At 68.3% G+C, this 14,710-nt stretch carries 16 protein-coding genes; 8 read left to right on the plus strand and 8 right to left on the minus strand.

What is annotated here, in order from left to right; genetic code table 11:
- Window positions 1-6: 6 nt before the first annotated feature.
- From purE to pyk, 4 genes are all read right to left on the minus strand, one after another.
- Complete coding sequence (gene purE, locus ACTRWB_RS26480) at window positions 7-528, minus strand: 5-(carboxyamino)imidazole ribonucleotide mutase (RefSeq protein ID WP_412023107.1); 522 nt, start codon at window positions 526-528, stop codon at window positions 7-9.
- A 157-nt stretch (window positions 529-685) separates the two neighbouring features.
- On the minus strand, window positions 686-1,576 hold the full coding sequence (locus tag ACTRWB_RS26485) for a phosphoribosylaminoimidazolesuccinocarboxamide synthase (RefSeq protein ID WP_048242647.1): 891 nt from the start codon (window positions 1,574-1,576) through the stop codon (window positions 686-688).
- Between the two features lie 232 nt (window positions 1,577-1,808).
- Window positions 1,809-2,873, minus strand: coding sequence for a class II fructose-bisphosphate aldolase (fba, locus tag ACTRWB_RS26490; RefSeq protein WP_047898922.1), 1,065 nt, complete (start codon window positions 2,871-2,873; stop codon window positions 1,809-1,811).
- Between the two features lie 336 nt (window positions 2,874-3,209).
- Window positions 3,210-4,646 (minus strand): pyruvate kinase, encoded by a 1,437-nt coding sequence (pyk, locus tag ACTRWB_RS26495; RefSeq protein ID WP_048242793.1) that lies wholly within the window; start codon window positions 4,644-4,646, stop codon window positions 3,210-3,212.
- Here pyk and ACTRWB_RS26500 point away from each other — a divergent pair.
- A complete protein-coding gene (locus tag ACTRWB_RS26500) occupies window positions 4,645-4,773 on the plus strand; it encodes a hypothetical protein (RefSeq protein ID WP_021164118.1) in 129 nt (42 codons plus the stop codon). The two genes, pyk and ACTRWB_RS26500, sit on opposite strands and share 2 nt — an antisense overlap.
- 157 nt (window positions 4,774-4,930) lie before the next feature.
- Here the strand turns inward: ACTRWB_RS26500 and ACTRWB_RS26505 are convergent, their stop codons facing one another.
- The 3 genes from ACTRWB_RS26505 to ACTRWB_RS26515 form a co-directional block, all read right to left on the minus strand.
- Window positions 4,931-6,127, minus strand: coding sequence for a phosphoglycerate kinase (locus tag ACTRWB_RS26505; protein ID WP_419685226.1), 1,197 nt, complete (start codon window positions 6,125-6,127; stop codon window positions 4,931-4,933).
- A 280-nt stretch (window positions 6,128-6,407) separates the two neighbouring features.
- Window positions 6,408-6,731, minus strand: coding sequence for an AzlD domain-containing protein (locus ACTRWB_RS26510; RefSeq protein WP_059511805.1), 324 nt, complete (start codon window positions 6,729-6,731; stop codon window positions 6,408-6,410).
- Window positions 6,728-7,483 (minus strand): AzlC family ABC transporter permease, encoded by a 756-nt coding sequence (locus tag ACTRWB_RS26515; protein WP_129512870.1) that lies wholly within the window; start codon window positions 7,481-7,483, stop codon window positions 6,728-6,730. The genes ACTRWB_RS26510 and ACTRWB_RS26515 overlap by 4 nt, the downstream gene beginning before the upstream one ends.
- Before the next feature lie 194 nt (window positions 7,484-7,677).
- On the opposite strand from ACTRWB_RS26515, the gene ACTRWB_RS26520 reads away from it, so the two are divergent.
- The 6 genes from ACTRWB_RS26520 to ACTRWB_RS26545 all read left to right on the plus strand — a co-directional run bounded on the left by ACTRWB_RS26520 (window position 7,678) and on the right by ACTRWB_RS26545 (window position 12,238).
- Window positions 7,678-8,601, plus strand: coding sequence for a branched-chain amino acid transaminase (locus tag ACTRWB_RS26520; RefSeq protein WP_048242651.1), 924 nt, complete (start codon window positions 7,678-7,680; stop codon window positions 8,599-8,601).
- 50 nt (window positions 8,602-8,651) lie between these two features.
- Window positions 8,652-8,846: a zinc-finger domain-containing protein gene (locus ACTRWB_RS26525; RefSeq protein ID WP_006749970.1), complete on the plus strand. Its 195-nt coding sequence runs from the start codon at window positions 8,652-8,654 to the stop codon at window positions 8,844-8,846.
- Between the two features lie 140 nt (window positions 8,847-8,986).
- On the plus strand, window positions 8,987-10,024 hold the full coding sequence (gene waaF, locus ACTRWB_RS26530) for a lipopolysaccharide heptosyltransferase II (RefSeq protein ID WP_027785312.1): 1,038 nt from the start codon (window positions 8,987-8,989) through the stop codon (window positions 10,022-10,024).
- A gap of 115 nt (window positions 10,025-10,139) precedes the next feature.
- Window positions 10,140-10,586, plus strand: a complete 447-nt coding sequence (locus ACTRWB_RS26535) for a nuclear transport factor 2 family protein (protein ID WP_034178922.1) — start codon at window positions 10,140-10,142, stop codon at window positions 10,584-10,586.
- 34 nt (window positions 10,587-10,620) lie between these two features.
- Window positions 10,621-11,658 (plus strand): hydrolase, encoded by a 1,038-nt coding sequence (locus tag ACTRWB_RS26540; protein WP_446903582.1) that lies wholly within the window; start codon window positions 10,621-10,623, stop codon window positions 11,656-11,658.
- Window positions 11,651-12,238 (plus strand): DUF2946 family protein, encoded by a 588-nt coding sequence (locus ACTRWB_RS26545; RefSeq protein WP_446903583.1) that lies wholly within the window; start codon window positions 11,651-11,653, stop codon window positions 12,236-12,238. Before ACTRWB_RS26540 ends, ACTRWB_RS26545 begins: the two co-directional genes overlap by 8 nt.
- Before the next feature lie 39 nt (window positions 12,239-12,277).
- Here ACTRWB_RS26545 and ACTRWB_RS26550 read toward each other — a convergent pair whose 3' ends face one another.
- The gene (locus ACTRWB_RS26550) at window positions 12,278-13,972 is read right to left on the minus strand and encodes a M48 family metalloprotease (RefSeq protein WP_446903584.1); all 1,695 of its coding nucleotides are present in this window, start codon (window positions 13,970-13,972) and stop codon (window positions 12,278-12,280) included.
- A 178-nt stretch (window positions 13,973-14,150) separates the two neighbouring features.
- Between ACTRWB_RS26550 and moaC the strand changes: the two genes are divergently transcribed.
- Window positions 14,151-14,639 (plus strand): cyclic pyranopterin monophosphate synthase MoaC, encoded by a 489-nt coding sequence (gene moaC, locus ACTRWB_RS26555; RefSeq protein ID WP_048242655.1) that lies wholly within the window; start codon window positions 14,151-14,153, stop codon window positions 14,637-14,639.
- Window positions 14,640-14,710: the final 71 nt, after the last annotated feature.

Consider the following 14,710-nt stretch of genomic DNA (forward strand, 5'->3'; position numbering starts at 1 on the left):
GCGCCGTCATTCCAGCGGCGGCAGCACCATTGCGTGCGCGGCTTCGTTCTGGCGCACGCGGAACGCGGCGAGCCGGTTCGCATAGTCGACCGACGTGCCGGACAGGATCGACACCGCGAACAGCGCGGCATTCGCGGCACCGGCCTCGCCGATCGCGAACGTCGCGACCGGCACGCCCTTCGGCATCTGCACGATCGAGTGCAGCGAATCGACACCCTTCAGATACTTGCTCGCGACCGGCACGCCGAGCACCGGCACCGTGGTTTTCGCGGCAAGCATGCCAGGCAGGTGTGCGGCACCGCCGGCGCCCGCGATGATCGCGCGCAGTCCGCGCTCGCGCGCCTTCTCCGCATAGTCGAACATCTCGTCGGGCATCCGGTGCGCGGACACGACCTTCGCTTCGTACGGCACGCCGAATTCCTGCAGGATCGCTACCGCGTGCTTCATCACGTCCCAGTCGGAACTCGAACCCATCAGCACGCCGATGAGCGGCGCGTTGTGCGTGTGGGCGGTCTGGACTTCACTCATTTCGTTATTTCCTGTCGACCGGAGTCAGTGCTTCAGCACTTACTCCGGTCCCATGCCGTGGCTGGCTGGAGTTGGCGCTTCAGCGCTTACTCCAGCCCCACGGCGGTCGACCAGAGTTAGCGCTTCAGCACTCACTCCGGTCCCATCCAAAGCTCGCTCAGGCGAGCGACTGGCCCGTGATGCGCTCGAGCGCTTCCTGGTACTTCGCGGCCGTCTTCTCGACGACGTCGGCCGGCAGCGCCGGCGCCGGTGCCGTCTTGCCCCACGGCTGCGCCTCGAGCCAGTCGCGCACGAACTGCTTGTCGAACGACGGCGGGTTCGTGCCGACCTGGTACTGGTCGGCCGGCCAGAAGCGCGACGAATCGGCCGTCAGCACTTCGTCCATCAGGAACAGCCTGCCGTGGTTGTCGAGGCCGAATTCGAACTTCGTATCGGCGATGATGATGCCGCGCGTCGCCGCGTAGTCGGCCGCTTCCTTGTACAGCTTGATCGAGATGTCGCGGATCGTCGCGGCCAGCTCGGTGCCGATGCGGCGCTCGGTTTCCTCGAACGTGATGTTCTCGTCGTGCTCGCCCATCTCGGCCTTCGCGGCCGGCGTGAAGATCGGCTCGGGCAGCTTCTGCGCGTTCTGCAGGCCTTCCGGCAGCTGCACGCCGCACACGGCGCCCGACGCCTGGTATTCCTTCCAGCCGCTGCCGGCCAGGTAGCCGCGCACGACCGCCTCGATCATGATCGGCTCGAGGCGCTTGACGACCACGCCGCGCCCCGTCACCTGCTCGACCTCGTCGGCCGCGACGACCGCTTCCGGCGCGTCGCCCGTCAGGTGGTTCGGCACGATGTGCGCGAGCTTGTCGAACCAGAAGTTCGCCATCTGGTTCAGCACGCGGCCCTTGTTCGGAATCGGCTCGCCCATCACCACGTCGAATGCCGACAGGCGGTCGGTCGTGACGATCAGGAGCTTGTCGTTGCCGACCGCGTAGTTATCGCGGACCTTGCCGCGACCGAGGAGCGGCAGCGAGCGGAGCGTGGATTCGTAAAGGGTAGACATCGTCTTTTCGCAGATAAGGAGCCAAACAAAAAGGGAAACGCCGTTCCCCGCGGCAGGCGGGAACGGCGGTCTTGCAATACGTCGGCGAACCGGCCGGGCGACTGCGCCCGGGCGGCTGCCGGCCGGCCCTCGTTCGGCCGGACGGAACGACTGCCTGGGGCCGGATCAGGTCCGGCCTGGCGGCCCGCCGCTGCCTTGCGGAAGATTCGGGCGGGGCAATCGTACTACAGTCTCAGCGCACGACCTGCGCGAGCGCGCCGGACTTGTACTGCTCGGCGATCTTGTCGAGCGACACCGGCTTGATCTTGCCGGCCTGGCCTTCGCAGCCGAACGCGAGGTAACGGTCGACGCAGACCTGCTTCGCCGCTTCGCGCGCGGGCTTCAGGTAGTCGCGCGGATCGAACTTGCCCGGGTTCTCGAACAGGTAACGACGGATCGCGCCGGTGATCGCGAGACGCAGGTCGGTGTCGATGTTGATCTTGCGCACGCCGTGCTTGATGCCTTCCTGGATTTCCTCGACCGGCACGCCGTAGGTTTCCTTCATGTCGCCGCCGAATTCGCGGATCTCGGCCAGCAGTTCCTGCGGCACCGACGACGAACCGTGCATCACGAGGTGCGTGTTCGGGATGCGTGCGTGGATTTCCTTGATGCGCTGGATCGACAGGATGTCGCCCGTCGGCTTCTTCGAGAACTTGTACGCGCCGTGCGACGTGCCGATCGCGATCGCGAGCGCATCGCACTGCGTCAGCTTCACGAAGTCGGCGGCCTGCTCCGGATCGGTCAGCAGCTGCTCGCGGGTCATCGTGCCTTCCGCGCCGTGGCCGTCTTCCTTGTCGCCCTTCATCGTCTCGAGCGAGCCGAGCACGCCGAGTTCGGCTTCGACCGTCACGCCGATCGAGTGCGCCATCTCGACAACCTTGCGCGACACGTCGACGTTGTACTCGTACGACGCGACCGTCTTGCCGTCGGCTTCGAGCGAGCCGTCCATCATCACGCTCGTGAAGCCGCTGCGGATCGCGCCCATGCAGACGGCCGGCGACTGGCCGTGATCCTGGTGCATCACGACCGGGATGTGCGGGTACGACTCGACCGCTGCTTCGATCAGGTGGCGCAGGAACGGCTCGCCCGCGTACTTACGCGCGCCGGCCGATGCCTGCATGATCACGGGCGCGCCGACCTGGTCCGCCGCAGCCATGATCGCCTGGACCTGCTCCAGGTTGTTCACGTTGAAGGCCGGCAGGCCGTAACCGTGCTCTGCCGCGTGGTCCAGCAATTGACGCATTGATACGAGAGGCATTGTGGAACTCCTTGGAATGAAAACCGGTGCGCCCTGACGCCGGCGCGGCGCTCGCTCCCGGTCAAACCGGGGTGGCGCGGCGCGGCTGAGCGTCGAATAGCCGCATTTTATCGCGAAGCGCCTCCGATTCCGACCGCCCGGTGACGCCCACTCGCAATTTGTTACGTTCGCACGGCACAATTCGGGCAAAAAAGAGAAAAAAGCCGCGCGGGGCTTCGGACCCCGCGCGGCTTTTGCGTGAAAAACAGTGCCCGATCGAATGGGATCGACCGGATCGCCGGACCGCCGGACCGCCGACCCGCAGGCCCGCAGGCCGGTCAGGTGCTCAATCGGCGCTCAATAGTGCTCGCCGACCCGCACGATCTTCAGCGTGTTGGTGCCGCCCGCCTGCCCCATCGGCTCGCCGACGGTCAGCACGACCATGTCGCCGTGCTGCACGTAACCCTGCTTGACGACGATCTCGAGCGCCGCCTGCAGCGCCGAGTCGCGGTCGCTGTTGAATTCGACGTGCAGCGGCGTCACGTTGCGGTACAGCGCCATCGTGCGCTCGCTGCCGACCCGCGGCGTCAGCGCGAAGATCGGCACGTGCGTGTAGTGACGCGACATCCACAGCGCGGTCGCGCCCGATTCGGTCAGCGCGATGATCGCCTTCGCGCCCAGGTGGTACGCGGTGAACAGCGCGCCCATCGCGATCGACTGGTCGATGCGCGTGAACGTGCGGTCGAGGAAATCCTTGTCCAGCTCGACGTGCTCCGACTTTTCCGCCTCGACGCACACGGCCGCCATCGTCTCGATCGTGACGACCGGGTACTTGCCGGCAGCCGTCTCGGCCGACAGCATCACCGCGTCGGTGCCGTCGAGCACCGCGTTCGCGACATCCGACACTTCCGCCCGGGTCGGCACGGGCGCGTAGATCATCGATTCCATCATCTGCGTCGCGGTGATCACGAGCTTGTTCGACTCGCGCGCCATCCGGATCATCCGCTTCTGCAGCGCCGGCACGGCCGCGTTGCCCACTTCCACCGCGAGGTCGCCGCGCGCGACCATGATGCCGTCGGACGCGTCGAGGATGCTCTGCAGCGCCGGGATCGCCTCCGCGCGCTCGATCTTCGCGATCATCTTCGGCTTGATGCCGTACGGCGCACCCGCGATGTTCGCGAGCTGACGCGCCATTTCCATGTCGGTCGCGTTCTTCGGGAACGACACCGCGACGAGGTCCGCGCCGAGCGACATCGCGGTGCGGATGTCTTCCATGTCCTTCGCGGTCAGCGCGGGCGCCGACAGGCCGCCGCCCTGGCGGTTGATCCCCTTGTTGTTCGACAGCTCGCCGCCCACCTTGACGGTCGTGTGGATCTCGTCGCCGAGCACGCGCTCGACGGTCAGCACGATCAGGCCGTCGTTCAGCAGCAGCAGGTCGCCCGGGCGCAGGTCGCGCGGCAGTTCCTTGTAGTCGAGGCCGACGCGCTCGTCGTTGCCGAGCTCGCAAGCCGCGTCGAGGATGAACGGCTGCCCCGGCACGAGCGTCGTCTTGCCGTTCTCGAACTTGCCGACGCGGATTTTCGGGCCCTGGAGGTCGGCCATGATCGCGATCTCGCGGCCGACCTTGCGGGCAGCCTCGCGCACCATCTCGGCGCGCTGGCGGTGATCGTCGGCCGTGCCGTGCGAAAAATTGAGCCGCACGACGTCGAGGCCCGCCTGCATCATCTGCAGCAGAATCTCCGGCGAACTGGAAGCCGGGCCGATCGTGGCGACTATCTTGGTGGCGCGCTGCATGAAACTCCTCATCTGGATCAAGGTGGATGCGCTGGGTGAAACGCTGCGAGAGCCGGAAGCGGCGGGCCCAGCGGCGGCCGTTCCGGGGGGCGTGCCGGTGCTTGCGCCCGGCATCGCTTTGTTCTGAATTTCGTGGTGCTGCACGGCCGCGTCGCCGGCGGCCGCCGGTGCGCGCGGGGCGGTGTTCGCCCGCGCGGGCGCGCGTTTGCGCTTGCCCGCGCCGGCCTGCTGCTCCGCTTTCGCGGAGCGCGCGGCCTTCGTCACCCCTGCGCGCGCCGCCACGCTCAGGCCGCCCGCGTTTCGAGCACTTCCACCGCCGGCAGCTTCTTCCCCTCGAGGAACTCGAGGAAGGCGCCGCCGCCCGTCGAGATGTAGCTGACCTGGTCGTGGATGCCGTACTTCGCGATGGCCGCGAGCGTGTCGCCGCCGCCCGCGATCGAGAACGCGGAAGACTTGGCGATCGCTTCCGCGAGCGTCTTGGTGCCGTTGCCGAACTGGTCGAACTCGAACACGCCGACCGGGCCGTTCCATACGATCGTGCCGGCCTTCTCGAGCTGGCTCGCGAGCGCCTTGGCGGTATCCGGGCCGATGTCGAGGATCATGTCGTCCGCTTCGATGTCGGCGACCTGCTTCACCGTGGCCACGGCCGTCGGCGAGAATTCCTTGGCCGTCACGACGTCGGTCGGGATCGGCACCGACGCGCCGCGCTTGCGCGCTTCGTCGATGATCGCCTTCGCGTCGCCGACGAGGTCGGTTTCCGCGAGCGACTTGCCGATCGGCAGACCGGCCGCGAGCATGAACGTGTTCGCGATGCCGCCGCCGACGATCAGCTGGTCGACCTTCTCGGCCAGCGACTTCAGGATCGTCAGCTTGGTCGACACCTTCGAGCCGGCGACGATCGCCACCAGCGGGCGGGCCGGGTTGCCGAGCGCCTTGCCGAGCGCGTCGAGTTCGGCGGCCAGCAGCGGGCCCGCGCACGCGACCGGCGCGTACTTCGCGATCCCGTGCGTGGTCGCTTCCGCGCGGTGCGCGGTGCCGAACGCGTCGTTCACGTACACGTCGCAGAGCTTCGCCATCTTCTGCGCGAGCTCGTCCGAATTCTTCTTCTCGCCCTTGTTCACGCGGCAGTTCTCGAGCAGCACGACCTGGCCCGGCGCGACGTTCACGCCGTTTTCGACCCAGTTCGAGACGAGCGGCACGTCGCGGCCGAGCAGCTCGGCGAGGCGCTTCGCGACGGGCGCGAGCGAGTCTTCCGGCTTGAATTCGCCTTCGGTCGGGCGGCCGAGGTGCGACGTGACCATCACGGCCGCGCCGGCGTCGAGCGCGGCCTGGATGGCCGGCACGGACGCGCGCACGCGGGTGTCCTCGGTGATGTTGCCCTGGTCGTCCTGCGGGACGTTCAGGTCGGCGCGGATAAACACCCGCTTGCCGGCGAGCTGGCCGGCGGCGATCAGGTCGGTAAGACGCTTGACTTGGCTCATGTTGAACAGATTGAAGTAGTGGATGGGGAAAGGGGGTTCACGCTGGATGTGCGCGGGCTGCCGCGAAAGGGCGCCGGATGCGGCCGTGGCTGGCGGTTCGCATGACGCGCACGGGTAAAAAATCTCGAACGGGCATTCTAGCCGATCCACCCGGCACACTGACCCGTGCGGCGGCGAATTCCGCCTATTTGGGATCGCGTGCGGGAACGGACACATTGCCGCAATGCAGCAATGCACCCGCGCGGGCGGCAGGCGCCCGACCGGCCGGAACGACGGCCTATCAGAAGATCAGGCGCAGCACGGTGAAGACGAGCATCCCGACGACGATCGTGCCGAGCATGCTGCGCCGCCACAAAAACCAGCCGAGGCCGGCGAGCGCCGCGTAGAACGGATGGTTGGACAGCGCGAACGACAGCCCGGCGGGCGTTTCGAGCACGTCGGGCAGCACGACGGCGACGAGCGCGGCCGCCGGCGCGTAGCGCAGCGCGCGCTGCGCGCGTTCGGGCAGCACGGTGCGCTCGCCGCCGATCAGGAACAGCGCGCGCGTGACAGCCGTGACGATCGTCATCCCGACGATGACGATCCAGATCTCCGTCGCGCTCATTCGATCTCCTTTTCGTGCACGGTTTCGGTGCGGATGCGCCGCCAGTCGGCCCGTTCGACGAAGAAATCGGCCGAGCAGCCGGCCGCGAGCGCGGCGAGCACCGCCAGCGGCAGCGCGAGCCGGTACGGCAGGTCGAACGCGACGAGCGACACGATGCCCGCGACCGCGACGGCCGCGAGCGTCGAGCGGTTCGCGACCGCCGACACCATGATCGGGATCAGCGCGAGCGTGCCGGCCAGCTCGAGGCCCCAACTCGCGGGGAAGAAGCTCGCGAGCAGGATGCCGGCGAGCGACGACACCTGCCACGACGCCCAGCTCGCGAGCGCCATTCCCCAGAAATACGCTTCCTTGCCCGGCACCTGGCCGTAGGCGAAGCCCTGCTTCTGGAACAGCAGGTAGATCACGTCGCCGTTGAAATAGCCGATCGCGAGACGCCGCCACAGCGGCAGGTAGGAAAAATGGGGAGCAAGCCCGGCGCTGAAGATCACGAAACGCGTGTTGACCATCGCGGCCGTGAGCAGCACGGTCCAGATCGGCAGCTTCGCCGCGAGGAGCGGCAGCACCGCGAGCTGCGACGAGCCCGCGTAGACGAGCAGCGACATCGCGCTCGCCTGCCCGAGCGTCATGACCGACTTGCTCATCGCGATGCCGGTGACGAGCCCCCAGGACAGGATCGCCATCAGTGTCGGGGAATAGTCGCGCGCGCCCTGGATCAGCGCGAAGCGGTCGGTGGCGGACAATCGAGCGAGCATGGGAAAGCGGGCCGCAGCGGGCGGTTCGTCGGGACGCCGGCGCCTCCTGCCGGTACGCCCCATCGTTATTGGAATCGGTACCGGGCGATTATAGCGCCGCCCCCGCGCCGACCGACCGGATCGTCGCCAAATGACGCTAAAATAAGCGTCTTTCCGGCTCAACGCTGCACACAACCGCATCCCAGGAGAATCCTATGTCAATGGCCGACCGCGACGGCAAGATCTGGATGGACGGCAAGCTGATCGACTGGCGCGACGCCAAGATCCACGTCCTGACCCATACGCTGCACTACGGCATGGGCGTCTTCGAGGGCGTGCGCGCGTACAAGGCGGCCGACGGCAGCACGGCGATCTTCCGCCTGCGCGAGCACACGAAACGTCTGCTGAATTCGGCGAAGATCTTCCAGATGGACGTGCCGTTCGACCGTGAAACGCTCGAAGCCGCGCAGCTCGAAGTCGTGCGCGAGAACAAGCTCGAGTCGGGCTACCTGCGCCCGATCATCTGGGTCGGCTCGGAAAAGCTCGGCGTGTCGGCGAAGGGCAACACGATCCACGTCGCGATCGCCGCGTGGCCGTGGGGCGCGTACCTCGGCGAGGACGGCCTCGCGAAGGGCATCCGCGTGAAGACGTCGTCGTTCACGCGCCACCACGTGAACGTGTCGATGGTGCGCGCGAAGGCGTCGGGCTGGTACGTGAACTCGATCCTGGCGAACCAGGAAGCGACGGCCGACGGCTACGACGAAGCGCTGCTGCTCGACGTCGACGGCTACGTGTCGGAAGGCTCCGGCGAGAACTTCTTCCTGGTGAACAACGGCAAGCTGTACACGCCCGACCTGTCGTCGTGCCTCGACGGCATCACGCGCGACACGATCATCACGCTCGCGAAGGACGCCGGCATCGAGGTGATCGAGAAGCGCATCACGCGCGACGAGGTCTACACGGCCGACGAAGCGTTCTTCACCGGCACCGCCGCTGAAGTCACGCCGATCCGCGAGCTCGACAACCGTACGATCGGCAGCGGCGCGCGCGGCCCCGTCACGGAAAAGCTCCAGTCGGCGTTTTTCGATATCGTGACGGGCAAGAACGCGAAGTACGCGCACTGGCTGACGAAGGTCTGAGCGCGCCGCGCCCCCGACCGCCCCACAAAAGAGTGATAAGAGAAAGTCTCATGAGTGAAATCAAGGAAATGCCGCTGGTCGAGCTGACGGCCAAGGATCTTCCCGCGTACTGCCCGAACCCGGCCATGGCGCGCTGGAGCGCGCACCCGCGCGTCTTCATCGACGTCTCTCACGGCGAGGCACGCTGCCCGTACTGCGGCACGCGCTACAAGCTGCGCGACGGCGAGGTCGTCAAGGGCCACTGACCCCGGGCGGCCGGGCCCGCGGGCCCGCCGACTCGCGAGGCGGCGCAGCCGGATGCCCGGCGCGCCGCCCTTCTCCATTCTGGCAACCCGAACGCGGCGCCCGCGCGCCGTGCTTCATTACGACATCGGAAGTCGACCTGATGCGTCGAGCGCTGGTTATCGCACCGAATTGGATCGGTGACGCATTGATGGCGCAGCCGCTTTTTGCGCTGCTGAAGAAACTCCATCCCCGCATCGCGATCGATGCCGTCGCGCCCTCGTGGGTCGCGCCCGTGCTCGAGCGGATGCCCGAGATCCACGATGTCTACGCGACCGATCTCGCGCACGGCAAGCTGCAGCTGCTGCGCCGCTGGCAGCTCGCGAGCGACCTGCGCGACGTCGGCTACGACGCGGCGTACGTGCTGCCGAATTCGCTGAAGTCCGCGGTGATCCCGTGGCTCGCGAACATCCCGCTGCGGATCGGCTACACGGGCGAGCACCGCTACGGGCTGCTGAACGTGCGGCACGCGAACCCGACCAAGTCGGGCGAGCGGCCGCCGATGACGACCCACTACGCGGCGCTCGCGTACGCGCCGGGCGCGAAGCTGCCCGAGTCGATGAAGACGCTGCCCGCGCCGCGCCTCGACGCCGACCTGAACGAGACGGCGCGCGTGTCCGCGCGTTTCAATCTCGATACACGCAAGCCGCTCGTCGTGTTCTGCCCGGGCGCCGAATACGGCCCGGCCAAGCGCTGGCCGCCCGAGCACTTCGCGTCGCTCGCGACGATCGTGCACCAGTCGTTCCCGTACACGCAGATCGTCGCGCTCGGCTCGCAGAAGGATGCCGCGGCCGCGCAGGCGATCGCCGACCACGCGCCGAACGTGCGCAACCTGTGCGGGCAGACGTCGCTGTCCGAGGCCTGCGCGCTGATCGCGCGCGCGAACGCGGTCGTCACCAACGATTCGGGGCTGATGCACGTCGCCGCCGCGCTGCGACGGCCGCTCGTCGCGCTGTACGGATCGACCGATCCGCGCCACACCCCTCCGCTGTCGGACCTGGCGAAGGTACAATGGCTGCATCTCGAATGCAGTCCCTGCTTCGAACGCGAGTGCCCGCTCGGCCATCTGAAGTGCCTGCGCGAACTCGGTCCCGAGCAGGTATTCGGCGATTTGCGCGGCATGCTCGTCGGGCAGCGCTGACCCTGACCGGCAGCGTCGCACGACGCGCCGGGCAATCCGATTCACCGGTGTACGGCGGCCCCATCCGGGCCGCCGTGCTGAATACGGCGCGCGACGCGCGCGAGAGATAACCCCGATGCCACGTTTTGCCCGCCTCTTCGAAGCCGCTGCCGATACGCTGAACGCCTACTATCAGGCCGTCGCGGATGCCAATCTCGACGCACTGCTGGCGTTGTGGATCGACGAGGATTTCGCCAGCTGCGTGTGGGCGGACGGCGAGCATCTGCACGGCCTCGACCAGATCCGCAGCGGGCTCGCCAACCGGCTCGCGACGCGCCCCGTGACAATCGAACCGCTCGACATCCGCGTGTACGACAGCCTCGGCACGGTCGTCTATACGATCGCCGAGGCGCATCAGCAGGCCGACCTGACGGCCGAACCCGACATGGTTTTCGCGACGTATGTGATGATCCACGAACGTGGCGAGTGGCGCATCGCGCACATCCACGCGAGCCCGATTCCCGAACAAGCGGCCGGGCAGTTCGCCGCGAAGATCCGTCATGGGCAGGGCCCGCTGCACTGACGAAAAGACGAAGCAACGCATACGCGGGGCGATCATGAGTACGGCTTCTCCGCCCACCTCGTCGCTGACCGGGGCATCTGCCCCGGACGACGACACATTGCGCTATCGCGCACCACGCTGGCTGCCGAACAGCCATGCGCAAACCATCGTGCCCGCGCTGTTCGCGCGGCGTCCGGCTGTCGCATACCGGCGAGAGCGATGGGAAACGCCCGATCACGACTTCATCGATCTCGACTGGGTCGCCCATCTCGACAGCGCGGCGCCGCGGCCCGATGCGCCGCTGTTCGTGCTGTTCCACGGCCTCGAAGGCAGTTCCGGCTCGCACTACGCGCTCGCGATGATGGCCGCCGCGCGCGCGAAAGGCTGGCACGCCGTCGTGCCGAACTTCCGCAGTTGCAGCGGCGAGATCAACCGCCAGCCGCGTTTCTACCATCTCGCCGACAGCGCCGAGGTCGACTGGATCCTGCGCCGGCTCGCCGCGCAGCATCGCGGGCCGCTGGTCGCGGCCGGCGTGTCGCTCGGCGGCAACGTGCTGCTGCGCTGGCTCGGCGAGCATCGCAGCGATACGTCGATCCTGCGGGCGGCCGCCGCGATCTCGACGCCGCTCGACGTGCACGCAGGCGGCCGCGCACTGTCGCAGGGGTTCGCGATGGTCTACACGCGCAGCTTCCTGAAGACGCTCAAGCGCAAGGCGCTCACGAAGCTCGAACAGTATCCGGGGCTGTTCGACCGCGACGCGATGCTGCAGGCCGTGACGATGCGCGACTTCGACGAGATCGTGACCGCGCCGCTGCACGGTTTCGCGGACGCCGACGACTACTGGACGAAGGCGACGACGCGGCCGCTGCTGCCCGCAATCAACGTGCCGACGCTGATCCTCAACGCCCGCAACGACCCGTTCCTGCCCGAATCGGCGCTACCGGGCCCGGCCGACGTATCGCCGACCGTCGAGCTCGACCAGCCCGCGGCAGGTGGACACGCGGGATTCATGACCGGGCCGTTCCCCGGCCGCCTCGACTGGCTGTCGGCGCGGGTGTTCGGCTATTGCTCGAAATTCGTCGACCATGGATGACATCGTCAGGCAGGCGCTCGCCAAATGGCCGAACGTGCCGCATTGCACCGGCTGGCTGCTGCTCGACCGGCGCGGCGAATGGCGGCTGCGCGACGACGCGGCGCAGGCGGCCGGCGAGCTCGGCTCGCCGATCCGGCATGCGGCGCTGAACGCGTTCATCGGCCGCAACTACGAATGCGACGCGCAGGGCCAGTGGTTCTTCCAGAACGGGCCGCAGCGCGTGTACGTCGAGCTCGCCTATACGCCGTGGGTCGTCCGGCTCGCCGAGCGCGACGGGCAGCTCGCGCTCACCGACCAGACGGGCGCGCCGTTCGAACCGGACGAAGCCTGGCTCGACGACGGAGGCGGCGTGCTGTTCCGCGATGCGGGCACGCCGCCGCGCATCGCGGCGCTGCACGACCACGACCTCGGGCTGTTCGCCGATCACGCGGATTTCGATGCCGCGCCGCCCGTGCTGCGCTGGCGCGACGGCCGCACGCTGCCGCTCGACACCATCGTCTGCGCGGACGTGCCCGCTCGGTTCGGCTACGTCGCGAGTCCGGCACGACAGGCACGCGACGCGGTCGACGGCGGCAACTGACCCGCAGCCGCCCTTCCCGCGTTCGCCGTGCGCGGGCCGCTAACTGCGGCCATTTTTGTCGTCCTCGCGCTCTTCCTTGTAGCGCGCCTCGAATTCCAGCAGCCGCGCGCCGATGATCGACTGCTCGTAGAACGACACGTCCTTCGCATCGCGCGCTTCCTTCAACTGGCGAATCGCCGACGGCCATGCGCCGTCGAGCGCGAGTTTCTCCGCGAGCGCGCGGCGCCGCGCGAGCACGTCGCCCTTGCCGTCGCTCGCCTTCGCGAGATAGTCCCACCAGTCCGGCTGCTCGGGATCGGCCTTCGCCTGCGTGCGGGCGAGCGCCTGCGCTTCGGCGAAACGGCGCGCGGCGATCAGCGCCTGCAGGTGCGCGACGATCGCCGCGTGCGACGCCGGCCAGCGCCGCTGCGCGAGCGCCGCGAGCCGCACCGCGTCGTCGGTCCGGCCCGCGCGGCGCGCGATGTCGGCGGCCAGCACGTCGAGGCTCGGCGAGCTGGTCGCGGGATCGTTGTCGCGCCGCTCGCGCGCATCGAATGCGCCGCGTGCCGCCGCGAGCGCCTTGTCCGCCGCGTCGTACTGGCCGAGCAGCGTGTTCGCGAGCGCGATGCCGTACCAGTTCGCCGCGACGTTCGGCGCCGTGCGGTCGTCGATCTCGAGCTGCATTCGGCGCGCTTCGGCCGCGATGTCGGTCGGCGCCCGGTTCTGCAGGATGCGCAGCCGCGCGCGCACGAACCCGTATTCGGCCGACTGGCGCGGCTGCCGGTACGGCGCGCGGCGTGCGCGATCCTCCATGTCGGCGATCCGCTCGCCGGTCAGCGGGTGCGTGCGCGCATAGGCCGGCACACCCGCATCGCCCATCGACGCGCGGTCGAGCCGTTCGAAGAAGCCCGGCATCCCGTACGGGTCGTAGCCCGCGCCCGCCAGCAGCTGGAAGCCGACGCGATCGGCCTCGCGCTCGGCCGAACGCGAGAAGCGCAGCTGGTTGTCCACCGCATACGCCTGCCCACCCACGGCGATCGCGCTGCCGAGATCGCCGCTTCTCGCGAGTACGCCGGCCAGCACGCCGAGCAGCATCGTCGCGAGCGCCGTGTAGCCCGTCTTCTCGCTCGCGCCGATCATCCGTGCGATGTGCCGCTGCAGCACGTGCCCCATCTCGTGACCGACCACCGACGCAAGCTCCGACTCCGTCTGCGTCGTGACGACGAGCCCGCTGTTGATCCCGATGAAACCGCCCGGCATCGAGAACGCATTGATCTGCGGATCGCGCACCGGGAACAGGTCGAAGTCCGGCGTATAGCCGCCGATGAAGCGCGCGGCCGCCGCGGCGGCGAGCCGGGCGGCCATCGCGTTCAGGTAGTCGCGCACGAGCCAGTCGTCGAGATAGTCGGGGTCGCGCCGCACTTCGCGCATCACGCGCTCGCCGAGCCGGCGCTCGGCCCGCGGCGTCAGCGAACCGCCGGAGCCGTCGCCGAGATCGGGCAGCTCAAGCGCGCGAAGCGGCGCACGCAGGCTCGCGGCCGGCGCCGACGCGCCGCCCGTGTCCGAAAACCGGCTCTCCGCGCCGCCGTAGGTGCCGAAAACGCCGGTCGCGATGCCGGACGGCACGGTGGAAATCGACCGGGCATCGCCGGTCGCCGGCTCGAGCGGCGGCGCGGACGCGCTCTGCGCATGGCCGCTCGGCGGTAGCGCGAGCGCCGCCGACAGCGACACGGCAAGCAACTGTTTGACACGCATGGCAGGAGGAAAACGACGCCGTCCCGCGCGCCGGGCGCGCATCGCGGCGTTTGGTCTGAATATTCGGGTCATTGTACCGGCGCTGCGACGACTGTCTCGTGCCGCGCATGCGTCATCTGCGCCCCCGGCGACGCGAACGCCGCTGCTATGATAGGCGCCCGTTGAGACGGAGCATGACATGTCAGGACTCACCCATTTCGACGCCGCCGGCCATGCGCACATGGTCGACGTCGGCGGCAAGCAGGAAACCCAACGCATCGCGATCGCGCGCGGCACGATCCGGATGCTGCCGGCCACGTTCGCGCTGATCCGCGACGGCAAGGCCAAGAAAGGCGACGTGCTCGGCGTCGCGCGCATCGCGGCCATCCAGGGCGCCAAACGCACGGCCGACCTCATTCCGCTGTGCCACCCGCTCGCGCTGACGCGCGTGGCCGTCGACTTCGAACTCGACGACACGCTGCCGGGCGTCCACTGCGTCGTCCAGGTCGAAACGTTCGGCCGCACCGGCGTCGAGATGGAAGCGCTGACCGCCGTGCAGGTCGGGCTGCTGACTGTCTACGACATGTGCAAGGCGGTCGATCGCGGGATGGTGATCACCGACGTGAGCGTGCGGGAAAAGCGCGGCGGCAAGTCGGGGGACTGGAAGGCGGAAGACGTCGCGGGTTGAACGGCCGGGACGCCGCCAGCCGGCAAATTCGGGATAAACCCGGTTATCTCATACAATTACTGAATTCCGCA

The organism is Burkholderia sp. YIM B11467, assembly GCF_052952715.1.

Bases quoted from the DNA above. Each gene is read 5' to 3' on its own strand.
- purE (WP_412023107.1), bottom strand. From the start codon at position 528: ATGAGTGAAGTCCAGACCGCCCACACGCACAACGCGCCGCTCATCGGC.
- ACTRWB_RS26485 (WP_048242647.1), bottom strand. From the start codon at position 1,576: ATGTCTACCCTTTACGAATCCACGCTCCGCTCGCTGCCGCTCCTCGGT.
- fba (WP_047898922.1), bottom strand. From the start codon at position 2,873: ATGCCTCTCGTATCAATGCGTCAATTGCTGGACCACGCGGCAGAGCAC.
- ACTRWB_RS26500 (WP_021164118.1), top strand. From the start codon at position 4,645: ATGAAACTCCTCATCTGGATCAAGGTGGATGCGCTGGGTGAAACGCTG.
- pyk (WP_048242793.1), bottom strand. From the start codon at position 4,646: ATGCAGCGCGCCACCAAGATAGTCGCCACGATCGGCCCGGCTTCCAGT.
- ACTRWB_RS26505 (WP_419685226.1), bottom strand. From the start codon at position 6,127: ATGAGCCAAGTCAAGCGTCTTACCGACCTGATCGCCGCCGGCCAGCTC.
- ACTRWB_RS26510 (WP_059511805.1), bottom strand. From the start codon at position 6,731: ATGAGCGCGACGGAGATCTGGATCGTCATCGTCGGGATGACGATCGTC.
- ACTRWB_RS26515 (WP_129512870.1), bottom strand. From the start codon at position 7,483: ATGCTCGCTCGATTGTCCGCCACCGACCGCTTCGCGCTGATCCAGGGC.
- ACTRWB_RS26520 (WP_048242651.1), top strand. From the start codon at position 7,678: ATGTCAATGGCCGACCGCGACGGCAAGATCTGGATGGACGGCAAGCTG.
- ACTRWB_RS26525 (WP_006749970.1), top strand. From the start codon at position 8,652: ATGAGTGAAATCAAGGAAATGCCGCTGGTCGAGCTGACGGCCAAGGAT.
- waaF (WP_027785312.1), top strand. From the start codon at position 8,987: ATGCGTCGAGCGCTGGTTATCGCACCGAATTGGATCGGTGACGCATTG.
- ACTRWB_RS26535 (WP_034178922.1), top strand. From the start codon at position 10,140: ATGCCACGTTTTGCCCGCCTCTTCGAAGCCGCTGCCGATACGCTGAAC.
- ACTRWB_RS26540 (WP_446903582.1), top strand. From the start codon at position 10,621: ATGAGTACGGCTTCTCCGCCCACCTCGTCGCTGACCGGGGCATCTGCC.
- ACTRWB_RS26545 (WP_446903583.1), top strand. From the start codon at position 11,651: ATGGATGACATCGTCAGGCAGGCGCTCGCCAAATGGCCGAACGTGCCG.
- ACTRWB_RS26550 (WP_446903584.1), bottom strand. From the start codon at position 13,972: ATGCGTGTCAAACAGTTGCTTGCCGTGTCGCTGTCGGCGGCGCTCGCG.
- moaC (WP_048242655.1), top strand. From the start codon at position 14,151: ATGTCAGGACTCACCCATTTCGACGCCGCCGGCCATGCGCACATGGTC.